Source organism: Tepidibacillus fermentans, assembly GCF_004342885.1.
Lineage (GTDB): Bacteria > Bacillota > Bacilli > Tepidibacillales > Tepidibacillaceae > Tepidibacillus > Tepidibacillus fermentans.
This window is the reverse complement of the sequence record NZ_SMAB01000001.1, coordinates 110,174-124,808: the sequence shown is the minus strand read 5'-3', so window position 1 is coordinate 124,808 and position 14,635 is coordinate 110,174. Positions and strand designations below refer to the sequence as shown.

Below are 14,635 nucleotides of genomic sequence, written 5' to 3'. Positions count from 1 at the left end.
TAAACTGGAAGGATGATTGTGCTGAATGAGTAAATGGTTTGATGACTTCAAGAAACTTACAACGAAGGAAGAAAAAAAAGTTTATAAACAAACGGTAGAGCAAGGTGGTTTTGCCGTTTTTAACGAATTGATTCGATCTTTTCACGAAGAACTGAAAAAATTAGATGAAAATGGGTTTGAACAGATGCAGGATTGGATAGAATTAGGAAAAGAGTTATTCCCTGAATTGTATCGGTTTAGTCCAACATGGGAATATTTCTGGGATGAAATTACTCAACTTTATCAAAATAAACAGGAATTCTATCAAATTGTCCCTAAAGAAGAACGTGATGGAGAATGGCAAGTCCTTTTTGACAACCCGTTCTCAACAGAAGGAATTGTCTGTCATACAGATAAAAACTTTGCCGAAGCTACCTATCTAGCAGCAAAATATCAATTATCGATGAAAAAAGCAGAAATTCTAAAATTGCAAAAAGTCTCGAATACGATCATAAAAAGAGGAAAATATTTTGACGGCATCACCTTTTAATGATACGATAGAGCAAATTGATTAGAAATGAGGAATGATAAAATGAGCGATCATAAACACGATCACAACCACCATCACCATCATCACCATGACCATGAGCATTGTGACCATCATCATCATGACCATGATCACCACCACGAACATAAGGTGATTCTTTTAGATGAGAATGGTCAGGAAAAGGAATTTGATATTGTGACATGGTTTGAAGTTGATTCCAAGGATTATGTTGTATTAATTTCCTCTGAAGGCGATCAAGAAGAAGGTATCATTTTACGACTTGAAGAAGAAGACGGTGAGGAAGTTTTAGTGGATATTGAAGATGATGAGGAATGGAATCGAGTCTTAGCTGTTTATGAAAAACTATATGACGAGCAGCAAGAGCAAGACTAATTCGATACACATGTTTTGACTGAAAGATCCCTCGGATAACGAGGGATTTATTTTTTGCTTGTTGATTACCTTTCAGATGGTGATCAATCATCCGAATTTTGGACATTTAAAAAAGTCCTTCATTCGGGTTTTATTATACTTACAAATATGATGCCATAATCGAGTGGATCTAAATCGTTTTTGTTATTGAAAATTAAGAACATCTGTTCTAAAATTCTTTGCTATGAGATATAATAAGAACGAATGTTTCTTTTTTATGATACAACAAAGTAAAAAGGGCGATGGCGATGAAAGCAAAGAAAAAAGTGATTTTTTTGGTGGATATGCAAAGTTTTTATGCATCAGTTGAAATCGCTTCTGATCCGACATTAATGGGCAAACCAGTTGCTGTTGTTGGTGATCCAGCCAAACGTCACGGAATTACCTTAGCTGCCAATCCTGAAGCAAAGGCTGCAGGAGTCAAAACAGCGATGCCAGTTTGGCAAGTGAGAAGTGTTTGTCCTAATGTCGAATTTGTGAAACCCCATATGCAAAAATATATTGATACATCGATTCAGATTACCCACATTTTAGAACAGTTTACTGATCAGGTTGAAGTTTATTCGATTGATGAACAGTTTCTAGATGTAACCGCCAGCCAATCTCTTTTTGGGCCACCTTTACAAATGGCCAAAATGATTCAAGAGCGAATTTGGAAAGAGGTAGGGGTTCGAGCGAGGATTGGTATTGGTGAAAATAAGATTCAAGCGAAAATGGCCTGTGATAATTTTGCAAAGAAGAATAAAGAAGGGATCTTTGAATTAAATCGTCAAAATTACCGAAAATACACTTCACCACTTGCCATTAACCAACTATTTGGTGTGGGAAGTCGAATGAAGCGAAACTTTGAACGAATTGGGATTTATACGATCGGTGATTTAGCCAACCGTTCCTTAGAGGAAATGAAAAGACGCTGGGGGATTATGGGGCATGTTTTGTGGTTAAGTGCTCAAGGAATTGATTATTCCCCAGTTGAACGAAATTCGACAGAGGTTCAAAAAGGAATTGGCAATAGTATCACATTACCACGGGATTACTACATTCAAGAGGAGATTGAAACGGTCCTTCTTGAAATTACAGAAGAAGTGTGTAGACGGGCAAGGTCAATGCATCAAAAGGGACGAACCGTTCATGTATCCCTTCGGGGAGCGGATTTTGATCGTCCCACAGGTTTTCATCGGCAAACTACTCTTCCTGAAGCCACCAATAATACGATGGAAATCTATCAAGCGGTTTTACAATTATTTCATCGATTCTGGGATCGTAAACCTGTAAGGAGTATTGGAATTAATATTACTCAATTAGAAGATGATCGACAAGTACAGCTTAGTCTATTTGCTGATCCGATCAAAAAGCTACGACTCGGTCAAGTGATGGATGAGATTCGCGAGCGGTATGGCAGGACAGCGATTTTTCGCGCATCATCCTTATTATCTGCGGGACTATTGTTTGATCGTGCAAGCAAGATAGGGGGTCATGAAGCATGAATCGGGGGAATTTATTATGGACAGGAAGTCGGATGATGTTAGCCGAACATCGGCAATTATTAAATGAACGATTAAAAGAAGCAGGCAGAAAAGAAAAACCACTATTGGATGAACAACAAAAAGAATGGATCGCTCAATCGATTTCCGAAGCGATGGTCAATGACCTTGAAGTGATAATTACCCTTTTTGAGCCATATCGAGAAAAGAAAATCAAGGGAAAGATACGAAAGATCGACCATCAATTAAGAAGACTCAAGGTTACTGTTCAAGAGGATTATACATGGATTACGATGGATGATATTATGGATGTGAGTTTAGTATAATAAGTTCGTAACCTTCACCAGATTTCCTTAAGGAGGAGAACAAAATGGCAACCAGTAGAGACTCAAAAAGGGTAAAGAACTCCCAAAGATAAACAAAAAAGCGCTCAAAAATGAACGCTTTCATTAATATGTATCCTAAAGATAAGGCCTATTATTTACGAGGATTGTTATAAATGATACGGCCATTAAAAAGATGTGTTTCTGCTTTTAAGTGTTTTCCAAGATATTTGGTAAATTCATTACCTTTTGCTACATCCCCGGGTGTACGATGTTCTTCATCAGGAATTGTAACTTGTACGTAATGACGAGTTTTGCCATCCGCTTCTTCCTTACCTACACCAATGAGAAGGAAAGTATAAAGAGGATCGGTAGCCGTTAGTTGCAAGTATTTTTCTCCATCTTGCATTTTTTCTTGAACAGTATACGGGAAAGCTGATTTTTCGTATTCCCAATCTAACTGATCACCAAGTTTTGTCATTCTCGATACATATTGGTCTAATAGGTTTTTTACATCCTCAATTGTAATTTCTTGTTGTGCTGAACCATCCACTAATTTGATATATGCGCTTCTACCCAATTTTCGATCCACCCCTAATTCCATATAATTGCAAATACTATACTCATTTTAGCACTTAGGAATTAGATTTGACAATAAAATAAGAGAAAAACTTCAATATAAGAAAAGAAAGCCTCCAATTGGAGGCAAATATTACTTTCTATTCTTCGATTTTTTTTCCTCTTCAGGTTGATTTACAATAAAATCTAACTCATTTTTATAAACATCTAATGTGGCATCATGCATCGGATGCATAAATGGACCGCCCATAGGGGAAGCCGTTCGAAGATCTAAGTTCTTATCATAATCGTTATCGTTCGTAAAATTATCTGTCTGTTCATCGCCAGCAAAATGCTCTGGTGGTTCATTTTCTGCCCAGTTGATCATAAATTTATGATCATAAGCTTTTTCTTTGTTTTGAAGCTTATCGATTTGTCGATCATTTTTCATGGGAAAGCACCTCCTTTTATGAGTATGAACGAATTAAATAAAGAATATCCAAAATTCAAAAATTCTAAGGATCGATTAATTTTGTAAGATATGGTAAGATTAAATTAGAAAATAGTAAATTTTTTGGAGGCAATATTTTATGGAAAAGGCTGAACTGCTTGAGGAAATCCGATGTGAGTTAGGCCTGTTGTTACAAGATGTTCAAGACAAAAAAGAATGGTATGATACGGTCATTCATTTATTAAAATCAAGAATTCCCAATTACCGTTCAATTTTCGTCTATTTAACAGACGAAACATCATTTAATTACTACACCCACCTAAGTGATGGAAAGGAAATATATCAAGAAAAAATTTACTTTGGTGACGAGATGCTAAGTATTGTAGCCGCTCGTGGTGAAATATCTTGTGATTTTATTCCTGGAGGACAAAAAATCTATATTCCTTTCTATCGTGGACATCATTTAATGGGTGAAATGATCATTATGACTTCTCAATTTGTAGATTATGATGAATTAAAGTTTATAAAAAATATCCAAACTATGTTAAGTACAGCCCCTTTTTAGGGGTTTTTTCTTTGAGAATGGAGGGCTAATTATGGAAACACTGCAAAAATTTTTGGTACAACCTTCGAAAGCGATTGTATTAACCATTCACGGAGCAGGAGAACATATTGGTCGGTATCACCATTTCGCAGAATGGCTAAATCAAAATCAGATTTCAATGATTGGAGGGGATCTGCCAGGGCTAGGCAGATCGAAGGAAAGACGCGGTCACATTCAGCATTTTGATGATTACCTAAAAAAGGTAGACCAATGGTTATTTTTTGCCATCGAACAATTTCCCAATTTACCGATCTTCTTGTTTGGCCATAGTATGGGTGGGTTAATTACATTAAGGTATCTTGAAGAGTACGGGAAAGAACGTCCTCTTTCTGGTGTGGTTCTTACTTCGCCGGCAATTCGCATCGGTATGGAGATTCCGAGATGGCAATTGACATTAGCGCGTTTTATGGAAAAGATATGGCCTACATTACGTTTAAAAAGCGGAATAAAGGCTGAAGAACTAACACATGATTTAAAAATTATAAAAGCAAATCAGATAGATCCTTTGGTCTATGGGAAAGTGACCATTCGATGGTTCTTTCAATTCCAGCAGGCGATAGAAGAGGTTTGGAAAAAAGTTGATCGGATCAAAAGACTTCGCCTTCCAATGCTATATTTACAAGCAGGAGAGGATACTTTAATTGATCCTAAGGCATCGAAAGAATTTATAAAACAGCTCGATCCGAAAAGGGTTGAATTTCATTTTTTGCCAGGGTTATACCACGAAGTATTAAATGAACTAGAACGTGAAAAATATCTAAAAATGATTAGCGATTGGATACTCAATCAATTGAAATAAGCCAAGAATATGAACCTTGGCTTTTTTGTTGTGGCTTGTATGTTCTAACGCTGCCTAAAACAACATTGTTACCTCAAAAAAGTTGTAGAATTTAATTTGCTTTCTGGGACGAAATATGTCCAAGATGGCTAAATATGTCCTACTAATTATTTATTTGCGGAAAATATTAAAACATAATTAAGTTTATTGACATAAATAGTATAACATATTAAAATAAAGGTATCCTAGTAATCGGTTTCAATAATACAAGGATGGGGGCATGGAAACATGGGTACATTAATTTGCCAAGAATGTGAAAGAATCATTGCGCCAATAGCTTCAGAAAAATCAGAAGTATTATATGGCGTTTGTCCAGATTGTGACTGCCATGACCATGACGAAAAGTAGTAATGAAATAAAAAAGAAAATAGTATTTAAAGCCTAGTCGTTTCGACAGGCTTTTATTTTTTTGCGCAAAAAAAAGGAATTAGTCAAATGACTAATTCCTCAAATCCATATTTCATCACTTTACTTCACACTTCGAACATCTAACTTCTCACTTCAAAATTAGTAAATGGGGATTGCTTTACGTTCTTTAATCACTTTGATCATCTGAAGAGATTCGTCTTCAGGACCTTGTACAGGTAATCCAGCAGCAAGATTTTGTTTAATATATTCAATATTCTCTTCAGTTATGATCTCACCAGGAAGTAAAATAGGTATTCCAGGTGGATAGACCATCACAAACTCAGCGATTACATGACCAACAGATTTTTCAAGAGGAATAAAATCCGTTTCAGCATAGAAAGCATCTCTTGGAGATAGTGATAAAGCCGGGATTCTTGGAAGTTTCACTTCAAGATGCTTCTCCTCGATCTTATGGCTTTGCTCCTCTGATAATCTTGACAAGGCAGTAATGAATTGATCAATATCACTAGTTCGATCTCCAGGGGTGATAATTACTAAAATATTATATAAATCACTTAATTCGACCTCAATATTGTAATTTTTACGAAGCCATTTTTCTACCTCATATCCAGTAACTCCTAAGTCCTTTACACTGATCAGTAGTTTTGTTGGGTCATAATCGTAAGTCGCTTCAGTCCCTAAAATCTCATCCCCTAGACAATATAAGCCTGGGATTTGGTTAATTCTCTTGCGCGCATCTTGTGCGAGATGGATTGCCTCATCTAAGAGCTTTCTTCCGTTGATCGCTAAATTGCGTCTAGCTGCATCTAGTGAAGCTAACAAGATATAGGATGTAGATGTTGTGGTTAGCATACTCATCACTGACTGAACATGAGAAGGATTTACAAGTCCCTTACGGACATTAAGAATCGAGCTTTGTGTAAGGGAACCGCCTAGTTTGTGAACACTGGTAGCGGACATATCAGCCCCCGCTTGCATGGCTGATAAGGGAAGTTCATCATGAAAATGGATGTGAACACCATGAGCCTCATCGACTAGAACTGGAATTTTGTATTCGTGAACGATTTCTACGATTTCACGAAGATGGCCAGCAATGCCATAATATGTCGGATTGATAACGAATACCGCCTTCGCATCAGGATGCTGTTCTAACGCTTTTTTTACAGAATTTGGGGTAATACCATGAGCAATCCCAACTTTCGGATCCATTTCAGGATGAACAAAGATAGGTGTAGCACCTGCAAAAATGATCGCTGACATAACAGATTTATGAACATTCCGAGGTACAATGATTTTATCGTTAGGGCCAACGACAGACATAATCATTGCCATGATGGCACCACTCGTACCTTGAACAGAAAAAAAGGTATAGTCGGCCCCAAAAGCTTCTGCCGCTAATTCTTGAGCTTCTTTGATGATCCCATGGGGATGATGGAGATCATCTAAAGGGGCGATATTGATTAAATCGATCGATAAGGCATTTTCGCCTATGAATTTTTTAAATTCTTTATCCATCCCTTGACCTTTTTTATGTCCTGGTATATGAAATTGTATAGGATTCCGCTTTGCATGTTCAACCACTGCAGTGAATAAAGGTGTTTTTTCTTGACGATTCAATTCTATACATTTCCTCTCTAATTTAATAAAATAAACAAAATAGAGTATAACATGTTTATTTTGAGATGCAATAGATAAAAATATGTTTTTTCTACAAAGTTTAAGTGATATAACAAATATGAAGGAATTTTCAAAAAACAAATAGAATAAATAAATGTATGCAATAATATATGTAGAGGAGGAGAAGGAATGAATACAAGAATTACGGAATTACTCGATATTGAATATCCAATTATTCAAGGGGGGCTTGCATACTTAGCCGATGCAAATTTAGCAGCTGCGGTATCCAATGCTGGCGGATTGGGACAAATCACAGCAGTTACTTTACCTTCACCAGAGGATTTACGAAAAGAGATTCAAAAATTGAGAACGCATACAACTAAACCATTCGGCGTCAATTTTGCCATTAGTATGTATGGGGATAAATGGAAGGATTATTTAGAAGTTGCGATCGAAGAAGAAGTTCCTGTTGTTACCATTACAGGGGGTAACCCTACACCATTACTTGAGCGAATCAAAGGATTACCGATGAAGAAAATCTCCTTGGTCTCCACTGTGAAACAAGCGAAAAAAGCAGAATCATTGGGAATGGATGCGATCATGGCAGTTGGACAAGAAGGTGGAGGGCATATCGGTCGAGATGATTTAGGTACGATGGTATTAATTCCTCAGGTCGTAGATGCGGTTAAAATCCCAGTGATCGCAAGTGGAGGAATTGGTGATGGTCGGGGACTAATGGCTGCATTGGCACTTGGTGCAGAGGGAATTGAAATGGGAACTCGCTTTATCGCCACAAAAGAATGTCAATTGGCACATGAGAATTATAAAAAAACATTAGTTGAAAAAAATGAGATGGACACTGTCGTCATTAAGCGTTCATTAGGAATACCTGCAAGAGCCATTGCTAATCCAACCACAGAAAAAATTTTACAACTTGAACAAAGTGGGGCAGATTATGAAACATTAAAACCTTATATAAGTGGGGAAAATAATAAAAAGGCCATTTACGATGGTAAAATGGATGAAGGTTATGCTTGGGCAGGGCAAGTGATGGGATTAATCCATGATGTTCCTACTGTGAAAGAGTTAATTCTTCGTATTGTAAGTGAAGCAGAAGAAGTTTGTGAAAAATGGAAGCAAATATTTTAATCTGGTTGAGATTACCTGGCAGATGCCAGGTTTTTTTTTGGAAAGAAAGGACAAATTATCAATAGAAGATATGTTTTTTTTTGTTTTTATTATTCCATGAAAAAAGGAGTGAACAACTTGAAGGATTTAAAATGGAAAGTCGGTGGTGCTCAAGGGGAAGGAATCGACAGTACTGGTGAGATTTTTGCCATTACGTTAAACCGAATGGGTTACTACCTTTTTGCCTATCGTCATTTTATGTCCTTGATTAAAGGTGGACATACCAATTATAAAGTACGGATCGCATCCCAACCTGTTCATTACCATGGGGATGATCTCGATATTCTATTAGCTTTTGACCAAAGAACCATAGATGAAAACTTTCATGAATTGAAAGACGGTTCGATCTTAATCTACGATTCAAGTAAGTTGAAGGAAGCTAAAATTCCTGATCAAGGGAAAAAAGTAAATGTTTGTCCAATCCCCATTTACGATATTGCTCAACAATTAGGGAATTCAATTATGAAAAATATGGTTGCTGCCGGAGCAAGTTGTGCAGCAGTAGGTCTAGAGCCATCGGTGTTCCATGAAGTAATTGAGGGGATTTTTCAGAAAAAAGGAGAAAATATCATCAATGCCAATAAAGAAGCGATCAAGAAAGGATATGATTATTACAAAGAAAACTTTAATTTCAAACTTGAACTTCCAGAGAAAACAGGTAAGCCCAATAAAAACCTTTTTATGACTGGAAATGAAGGGATCGGCTTAGGCGCATTAACGGCAGGGTGTCGTTTTTTAGCTGCTTATCCAATCACACCAGCAACAGAGATTATGTATAATGCGTTAGCTCACTTCCCACGTTTTGGAGGGAAAATTATTCAAGCAGAAGATGAAATTGCAGCTTGTTTAATGGCAATTGGCGGTAATTATGCAGGTGTAAGATCAATGACCTCTACTTCTGGTCCGGGATTATCCTTAATGATGGAAGCTTTAGGATTAGCAGGTATTTCTGAAACTCCTTTAGTTATTGTGGATGTTCAACGGGGTGGGCCAGCAACTGGTTTACCAACAAAAACAGAACAATCGGATTTGAATGAAATGATTTATGGATCCCATGGCGAGATTCCAAGAATTGTGATTACACCAACAACAGCAGAAGAGGCATTTTATTACATTCAACATGCGTTTAATTTAGCTGAAAAATATCAATGCCCTGTCATTGTTGGTACGGATATGTTTATGGGAATGTCAAAAAAATCAATATCGGATCTCGATTTTGGAAAAATAAAGATTAATCGTGACGAGATCATTAGTGATGAGGAACTACAGAAAATTGAAAAGGGAATGTTCAAACGATACAACCTAGAAACCAAAACAGGGATCTCACCTCGTTCCATTCCAGGGCAAAAGAATGGTAGATATGTTGCACTTGGAAACGAACATGAGGAAACGGGTTATGAAATCGAAGATCCTGAAACAAGAGTAAAAATGATGGACAAACGGATGAGAAAATTAAAACATTTCGATCCATCAGAGATCGGTATTTATTTTTCGGGAGAAGATCAGTTTGATATCTTGCTTATCGGTTTTGGTTCAACCTTTGCTCAAATCGATGAAGCATACCAAGAACTGAAAGAAAAAGGAGAAAAAGTAGCACATCTTCAGGTGAAAGTGGTATATCCATTCCCAAGAAAAATCGTGGGAGAGCAGATTCAAAAAGCTGCAAAGGTATTTGTAGTCGATCATAATGCGACAGGACAGTTAAGACAACTGATTCAAAAAGAGGTGGGTTACCACGAAAAATTAACAAGCATTCTAAAATATGATGGGAATCCATTCAGTGTGAGAGAAATCGTAAATGGAGTTCTTGGTAAAGGAGTGAATGCGTAAAATGGCAACATTGAAAGATTTTCGAGTCAGTGAAAAAGCAACTTGGTGTCCTGGTTGCGGTCACTTTACAGTCTTAGCAGCTTTACAAGCAGCTTCAGCGAATTTAGGGATAGAACCATATAATATGGTTTTGGTATCTGGAATTGGCTGTTCTGGTAAAATCAGTCAACATTTTGGTTCCTATGGTTTTCACAGCCTTCATGGACGAACACTACCTGTTGCAACAGGGGTACAACTGAATAATCATGACTTAGTGGTCGTTGCGGCTGGTGGTGATGGTGATGGTTACGGAATTGGGATTGGCCATTTTATGCACGCCTTAAGAAGAAATATTGACATGACTTATATTGTCATGGATAACCATATATATGGTTTAACGACTGGGCAAACTTCGCCTACGAGTCATCGCGGTTTTAAATCGAAAACATCTCCAGCTGGTTCAGCGGAAGAACCAGTGCGTCCTGTGCAAACGGCGATTATCAATGGTGCAAGCTTTGTGGCTCAGGCTTTTTCTGGAGATGTCAAACAAATGACAAGAATTATGGAAGAAGCCATTCGTCACAAAGGTTTTTCCTTAATTAACGCGTTTAGCCCTTGCGTCACTTTTAACAAAGTAAATACTTATGATTGGTTTAAGGAAAATATCTATAACTTAGATGAAATAATTGATTATGATCCAACCGATAAATTTGCAGCGCTGAGAGTACTTGAAGATCATGGAAGTGTCGTAACAGGAGTGATTTACCAAGAAGAACGGCCTGTTTACCACGAAGCAATGATTGGAGCCACAAAAGATCCGACAGTAAAGCTAGATTTGACGTTACAAGCTGAGGAGATTGAAGCAATTAAGAACTCCTTAAGATAAAAATTAAAGCTTGTCTTGTGAATATGTAACCATTCATTTTCTTTAACGAAAATGAGTGGTTTTTTTATTATTAAACCTTTTGCAAAATAACATTTTCGGAAGCATCCTTTTCACGTTTGATTCATAAATTAAGTGAGTCAAATGTATTAGAGAAAATTTGCTTAATTGAAAAAAAATATTCATAATCTAGTGTTTACTAGCATATATTATTGTACCCTTACTATTGCCTCGACTAAAACAGAAATGATTTGCTCTACATTAGGTTTAGCTTCAGGAATGGTTAATCTCTCTTGAATTGCTATTTCATTATTGGGGTTTAATGGGCCGATAACTGGAAATTCACTCGGATCCGTAATTCCAATAATTTGAACAAAATCTCTCTGTGCCAACTTTACTCACCTCCCTCTATAAATGCTTCTTAATTTGTGTAATTTATTTCATTTTATTTTATGTTTTTGGAAGAAAAGAAGATATGATGAAACAGCCTGTTTTAATTTGGTATTAGCCAGGTTTGAATCTATAACCACTCATTTTCTGTGACGGAAATTGAGTGGTTTTTAGGTTCATCAAACTCAAACTTTACGAAAACTTAGATTGAATGTTAAACTGCCCATTCGTTATAATAGAAAAAAAAAGCTTAGGGGAATAAAACGTGGCAGCTAAGAGTACCAAAAAAGGGAGTATATATCGGAAATTAAAATTACAATATTTGAAGTTGTTAAGAATGAAAAGTGCCCCGTCGATTATTGCTCGTGGGTATGCGATTGGAACATTTCTTGAATTTTTGACTCTTCCTACTTTAGGGGTCGCTTTTTTTCTACTTTATCCATTCTCGAAAATATTCAGAGCTAGTTTTGCTTCTTCGATGATTGGTTACATTGTAGGAAAATTTATTATGTTATTCTTCCTTTATTGGAATTATTCTGTAGGGAATATGATCACAAAAATGAAGGTTAGTGAACAAGTCTCAGCAGAAGTTTCTCACTTTTTCACGATTGATGCGATTAAAGAGAATGGGATAGCATTTTTTATTGGAAGTGCTGTTAATGGAACGATTGTTGGTCTAGTAAGCTACTTTTTGGTGTATTATTTATTGGTGTATTATCGTTGGAAAAAGAGTAAAAAAAGGAAAGTGAAACTTAATCATTCATGAAAAAAGAAGCCTCAATTTGGGCTTCTTTATGCTTTTTTAGCAATTCGGTATAAAGGGTGCAAAGTTTTCAATGTTTCTTCAATCCGTTTTATCAATTTTTCTCCGTCTTTTAGAATTGGATCATTCCGATCAATATTGATTCCACATAGAATCTCTGCCTTCTTTATTCTCTCTAACCGTTCAGCCATTTCAATCATCTTTTGTTCATTGACTTCGCGATGAGGGATTATGTTTGGTTGAGTGTGATCCAACGACCAAACATAATCCTGAGGAACAGCATGAAGGATCTCGTTTGCATATTTCTTTAATTCTTGACCAAAAGCTGCTTTATTCGGTGCTTCATAAATCATAGCGAACCAGACAAAGAGATGAGTTTGCCACAATCCCACTTGAAAATGTGGTTCAGCCTTATAACCTCTTTTGTTCGCAGACCATGCCACCCAAGTATCTGCAGGAGGGTTCACAGTTCTTCTCGCATGTTTTGCTACATGGTAATAAATTTCTTCCTGAGTTAATACACTTAAATAAGTAGATAATTCTTGTCCAATCACTTCTAATTTTGGGCGAATACGGGTTCGAATTGCTTCCATTCTCGGTTCCAATCCATCAATTGTAAAAACATCAAAATCCTGCGAAGTAAATCCTTGAAAATTCATCGTTAAACTCCTTTGCTAAAAACCTCTAACATCAAAAACAAAAATCTCGATGGGATTTTTGTTTTTAATATACCATATCCTTCCTAATTATTTCAAAAAAAGAGTGTAACTTAATTTTCCTACTATTTACTAATTTCAAATTTTGACTTTTTTAGAGAAGAAAACGTTTTAATTGGAAAATAAAAATTATATAATATCCTTGAGAGAGAGAAACCAATGTGGAGGTGCCAAACTATGCAATTTAAAGTGAGTACAGAGTCCATTATTTCCTTGGCAACAGATTGTCTTATTATTACTTACACGGAAGACAGAGACGGATTAAGAGGGTTAGCTGAGCAAGTGGATGAAAGGATGGATCATCGAATTTCTCAATTAATCGCCGAAAGAGAGATTAAAGGTGAATTTGCAGAGGTAACGATTGTCCATACTTGGGGCAAAATTCCAGCTAAGCGTGTATTAGTTTTAGGTCTAGGAAAAGAAGAAAATTTAACTTTGGAGAAGGCTAGAGCAGCTTTTGCCATTGCCGCAAGAAAGGCTCAATCCATTGGTGTTAAAGAATTAACTCTTGCAATTAGCCAAAAATATAAAGATCTATGGAATCCAGTAGATTTGGGACAAGTCGCTGTAGAAGCAATGATGCTTGGTTCATATCAATATAGTCCATATAAGAAGAAAGAGAAAACAGAGAATCAATTAGAAAGAGTCATTGTTACAGTGGATGGTATTTCGGTTAGTGCTGTTGAAGCTGGAGTGGAGAGAGGGATTATTTTTGCTCAATCCCAAAATCTCGCTAGAGATTTAACAAATACACCGGCAAATCGAATGACACCAACAATTCTAGCAGAAAAAGCGAAGGAAATTGCTAGAAAACATCAAATGGAGATTGAAATTTTAGAAAAAGAACAATTACAAGAATTAAATATGGGGGCTTTTCTTGGGGTTGCACAAGGAAGTAATGAACCTCCTAAAATGATCATTATAAAATATCTTGGTGCACCTGATTGCAAAGATGTGATTGGTTATGTTGGAAAAGGTATTACCTTTGATGCTGGCGGAATCCAGATTAAACCGGAAAAAGATATGGATGAGATGAAAGGGGATATGGCTGGAGCTGCTGCTGTACTGGCAGCAATGAATGCCATCGGTACTCTAAAACCACATGTAAACGTAATCGCTGTAATCCCTGCATGTGAGAATATGGTTTCGGGGCATGCAATTCATCCAGGAGATGTGGTAGATACCTTCTCTGGTAAAACAGTTGAAATTAAGCATACCGATGCAGAAGGACGCTTAATTCTTGCAGATGCGATTGCCTATGCGAAATATTTAGGTGCAACAAAGTTAGTGGACATAGCAACTCTTACTGGTTCTGTGATCTCTGCCTTAGGAAACTCGATTACTGGAGTGTTTACTAATAGTGAGGCTTGGAAGAAAGAAGTATTTGAAGCAGCCAAGATCTCTGGAGAAAAGGTTTGGGAATTACCATTAATTGACGATTATGAAGAACTTGTAAAAAGTGATATTGCTGACTTAAAAAATGATGCTGGTTTTGGAGCAGGAGCCATTCAAGGTGCAATGTTCTTAAAGCAGTTTGCAGGAGATACCCCATGGGTGCATCTAGATATCGCGGGAACAGCGGATTCAAAAGAAATAAAAGGAATTCATACAAAAGGTGCAACGGGTGAAATGGTGAGAACATTAATCTCCCTTGCAATTCGTTTTGGTGGAAAATAAAAGATCG

The 14,635-nt window shown here is 36.8% G+C and carries 17 protein-coding genes; 12 read left to right on the top strand and 5 right to left on the bottom strand.

From position 1 onward, the window contains the following. The first annotated feature begins 25 nt into the window (after nt 1-25). From EDD72_RS00615 to EDD72_RS00600, 4 genes are all read left to right on the top strand, one after another. Entirely contained in the window at nt 26-529 is a 504-nt protein-coding gene (locus tag EDD72_RS00615) for a hypothetical protein (RefSeq protein WP_132766699.1), read from the top strand. Nucleotides 530-571: 42 nt separating this feature from the next. Next, nucleotides 572-919 (top strand): DUF1292 domain-containing protein, encoded by a 348-nt coding sequence (locus tag EDD72_RS00610; protein WP_132766698.1) that lies wholly within the window; start codon nt 572-574, stop codon nt 917-919. Between the two features lie 287 nt (nt 920-1,206). After that, a complete protein-coding gene (locus tag EDD72_RS00605) occupies nt 1,207-2,445 on the top strand; it encodes a DNA polymerase IV (RefSeq protein WP_132766824.1) in 1,239 nt (412 codons plus the stop codon). Beyond that, on the top strand, nt 2,442-2,768 hold the full coding sequence (locus tag EDD72_RS00600; protein ID WP_132766697.1) for a YolD-like family protein: 327 nt from the start codon (nt 2,442-2,444) through the stop codon (nt 2,766-2,768). The genes EDD72_RS00605 and EDD72_RS00600 overlap by 4 nt, the downstream gene beginning before the upstream one ends. Nucleotides 2,769-2,919: 151 nt before the next feature. Here the strand turns inward: EDD72_RS00600 and EDD72_RS00595 are convergent, their stop codons facing one another. Beyond that, complete coding sequence (locus EDD72_RS00595; RefSeq protein WP_243643732.1) at nt 2,920-3,369, bottom strand: DUF1885 family protein; 450 nt, start codon at nt 3,367-3,369, stop codon at nt 2,920-2,922. Between the two features lie 108 nt (nt 3,370-3,477). Continuing rightward, complete coding sequence (locus EDD72_RS00590; protein ID WP_132766695.1) at nt 3,478-3,774, bottom strand: hypothetical protein; 297 nt, start codon at nt 3,772-3,774, stop codon at nt 3,478-3,480. Nucleotides 3,775-3,913: 139 nt separating this feature from the next. On the opposite strand from EDD72_RS00590, the gene EDD72_RS00585 reads away from it, so the two are divergent. From EDD72_RS00585 to EDD72_RS00575, 3 genes are all read left to right on the top strand, one after another. Next, nucleotides 3,914-4,339 (top strand): hypothetical protein, encoded by a 426-nt coding sequence (locus EDD72_RS00585; protein WP_132766694.1) that lies wholly within the window; start codon nt 3,914-3,916, stop codon nt 4,337-4,339. Between the two features lie 31 nt (nt 4,340-4,370). Further along, complete coding sequence (locus tag EDD72_RS00580) at nt 4,371-5,177, top strand: alpha/beta hydrolase (protein WP_132766693.1); 807 nt, start codon at nt 4,371-4,373, stop codon at nt 5,175-5,177. A gap of 267 nt (nt 5,178-5,444) precedes the next feature. After that, the gene (locus EDD72_RS00575) at nt 5,445-5,564 is read left to right on the top strand and encodes a GapA-binding peptide SR1P (RefSeq protein WP_132766692.1); all 120 of its coding nucleotides are present in this window, start codon (nt 5,445-5,447) and stop codon (nt 5,562-5,564) included. Between the two features lie 159 nt (nt 5,565-5,723). Here EDD72_RS00575 and EDD72_RS00570 read toward each other — a convergent pair whose 3' ends face one another. Beyond that, a complete protein-coding gene (locus EDD72_RS00570; protein ID WP_132766691.1) occupies nt 5,724-7,202 on the bottom strand; it encodes an aminotransferase class I/II-fold pyridoxal phosphate-dependent enzyme in 1,479 nt (492 codons plus the stop codon). Nucleotides 7,203-7,391: 189 nt separating this feature from the next. On the opposite strand from EDD72_RS00570, the gene EDD72_RS00565 reads away from it, so the two are divergent. The 3 genes from EDD72_RS00565 (at nt 7,392) to EDD72_RS00555 (ending at nt 11,085) form a co-directional block, all read left to right on the top strand. Beyond that, nucleotides 7,392-8,351: an NAD(P)H-dependent flavin oxidoreductase gene (locus EDD72_RS00565; RefSeq protein ID WP_132766690.1), complete on the top strand. Its 960-nt coding sequence runs from the start codon at nt 7,392-7,394 to the stop codon at nt 8,349-8,351. 96 nt (nt 8,352-8,447) lie between these two features. Continuing rightward, a complete protein-coding gene (locus EDD72_RS00560; protein WP_132766689.1) occupies nt 8,448-10,220 on the top strand; it encodes a 2-oxoacid:acceptor oxidoreductase subunit alpha in 1,773 nt (590 codons plus the stop codon). A gap of 1 nt (nt 10,221) precedes the next feature. After that, the gene (locus tag EDD72_RS00555) at nt 10,222-11,085 is read left to right on the top strand and encodes a 2-oxoacid:ferredoxin oxidoreductase subunit beta (RefSeq protein WP_132766688.1); all 864 of its coding nucleotides are present in this window, start codon (nt 10,222-10,224) and stop codon (nt 11,083-11,085) included. Between the two features lie 206 nt (nt 11,086-11,291). On the opposite strand, the gene EDD72_RS00550 is transcribed toward EDD72_RS00555, so the two are convergent. After that, on the bottom strand, nt 11,292-11,474 hold the full coding sequence (locus EDD72_RS00550) for a hypothetical protein (RefSeq protein WP_132766687.1): 183 nt from the start codon (nt 11,472-11,474) through the stop codon (nt 11,292-11,294). A 263-nt stretch (nt 11,475-11,737) separates the two neighbouring features. Here EDD72_RS00550 and EDD72_RS00545 point away from each other — a divergent pair, with 263 nt between their 5' ends. Continuing rightward, the gene (locus EDD72_RS00545; RefSeq protein WP_132766686.1) at nt 11,738-12,238 is read left to right on the top strand and encodes a DUF2062 domain-containing protein; all 501 of its coding nucleotides are present in this window, start codon (nt 11,738-11,740) and stop codon (nt 12,236-12,238) included. Nucleotides 12,239-12,264: 26 nt separating this feature from the next. Here the strand turns inward: EDD72_RS00545 and EDD72_RS00540 are convergent, their stop codons facing one another. Further along, nucleotides 12,265-12,894 carry a YktB family protein gene (locus EDD72_RS00540; protein WP_132766685.1) on the bottom strand — a complete coding sequence of 210 codons (630 nt, stop codon included), beginning with the start codon at nt 12,892-12,894 and terminating at the stop codon, nt 12,265-12,267. A 234-nt stretch (nt 12,895-13,128) separates the two neighbouring features. Here EDD72_RS00540 and EDD72_RS00535 point away from each other — a divergent pair, with 234 nt between their 5' ends. Then, entirely contained in the window at nt 13,129-14,628 is a 1,500-nt protein-coding gene (locus EDD72_RS00535) for a leucyl aminopeptidase (protein WP_165894861.1), read from the top strand. The last annotated feature ends 7 nt before the right edge of the window (nt 14,629-14,635 follow it).

Excerpts from the sequence above, each read along its gene's own strand:
- EDD72_RS00595 (WP_243643732.1), bottom strand. The coding sequence starts at position 3,369 with ATGGAATTAGGGGTGGATCGAAAATTGGGTAGAAGCGCATATATCAAA.
- EDD72_RS00615 (WP_132766699.1), top strand. The coding sequence starts at position 26 with ATGAGTAAATGGTTTGATGACTTCAAGAAACTTACAACGAAGGAAGAA.
- EDD72_RS00580 (WP_132766693.1), top strand. The coding sequence starts at position 4,371 with ATGGAAACACTGCAAAAATTTTTGGTACAACCTTCGAAAGCGATTGTA.
- EDD72_RS00585 (WP_132766694.1), top strand. The coding sequence starts at position 3,914 with ATGGAAAAGGCTGAACTGCTTGAGGAAATCCGATGTGAGTTAGGCCTG.
- EDD72_RS00540 (WP_132766685.1), bottom strand. The coding sequence starts at position 12,894 with ATGAATTTTCAAGGATTTACTTCGCAGGATTTTGATGTTTTTACAATT.
- EDD72_RS00575 (WP_132766692.1), top strand. The coding sequence starts at position 5,445 with ATGGGTACATTAATTTGCCAAGAATGTGAAAGAATCATTGCGCCAATA.
- EDD72_RS00610 (WP_132766698.1), top strand. The coding sequence starts at position 572 with ATGAGCGATCATAAACACGATCACAACCACCATCACCATCATCACCAT.
- EDD72_RS00555 (WP_132766688.1), top strand. The coding sequence starts at position 10,222 with ATGGCAACATTGAAAGATTTTCGAGTCAGTGAAAAAGCAACTTGGTGT.
- EDD72_RS00565 (WP_132766690.1), top strand. The coding sequence starts at position 7,392 with ATGAATACAAGAATTACGGAATTACTCGATATTGAATATCCAATTATT.
- EDD72_RS00560 (WP_132766689.1), top strand. The coding sequence starts at position 8,448 with ATGAAAAAAGGAGTGAACAACTTGAAGGATTTAAAATGGAAAGTCGGT.
- EDD72_RS00535 (WP_165894861.1), top strand. The coding sequence starts at position 13,129 with ATGCAATTTAAAGTGAGTACAGAGTCCATTATTTCCTTGGCAACAGAT.
- EDD72_RS00590 (WP_132766695.1), bottom strand. The coding sequence starts at position 3,774 with ATGAAAAATGATCGACAAATCGATAAGCTTCAAAACAAAGAAAAAGCT.
- EDD72_RS00600 (WP_132766697.1), top strand. The coding sequence starts at position 2,442 with ATGAATCGGGGGAATTTATTATGGACAGGAAGTCGGATGATGTTAGCC.
- EDD72_RS00605 (WP_132766824.1), top strand. The coding sequence starts at position 1,207 with ATGAAAGCAAAGAAAAAAGTGATTTTTTTGGTGGATATGCAAAGTTTT.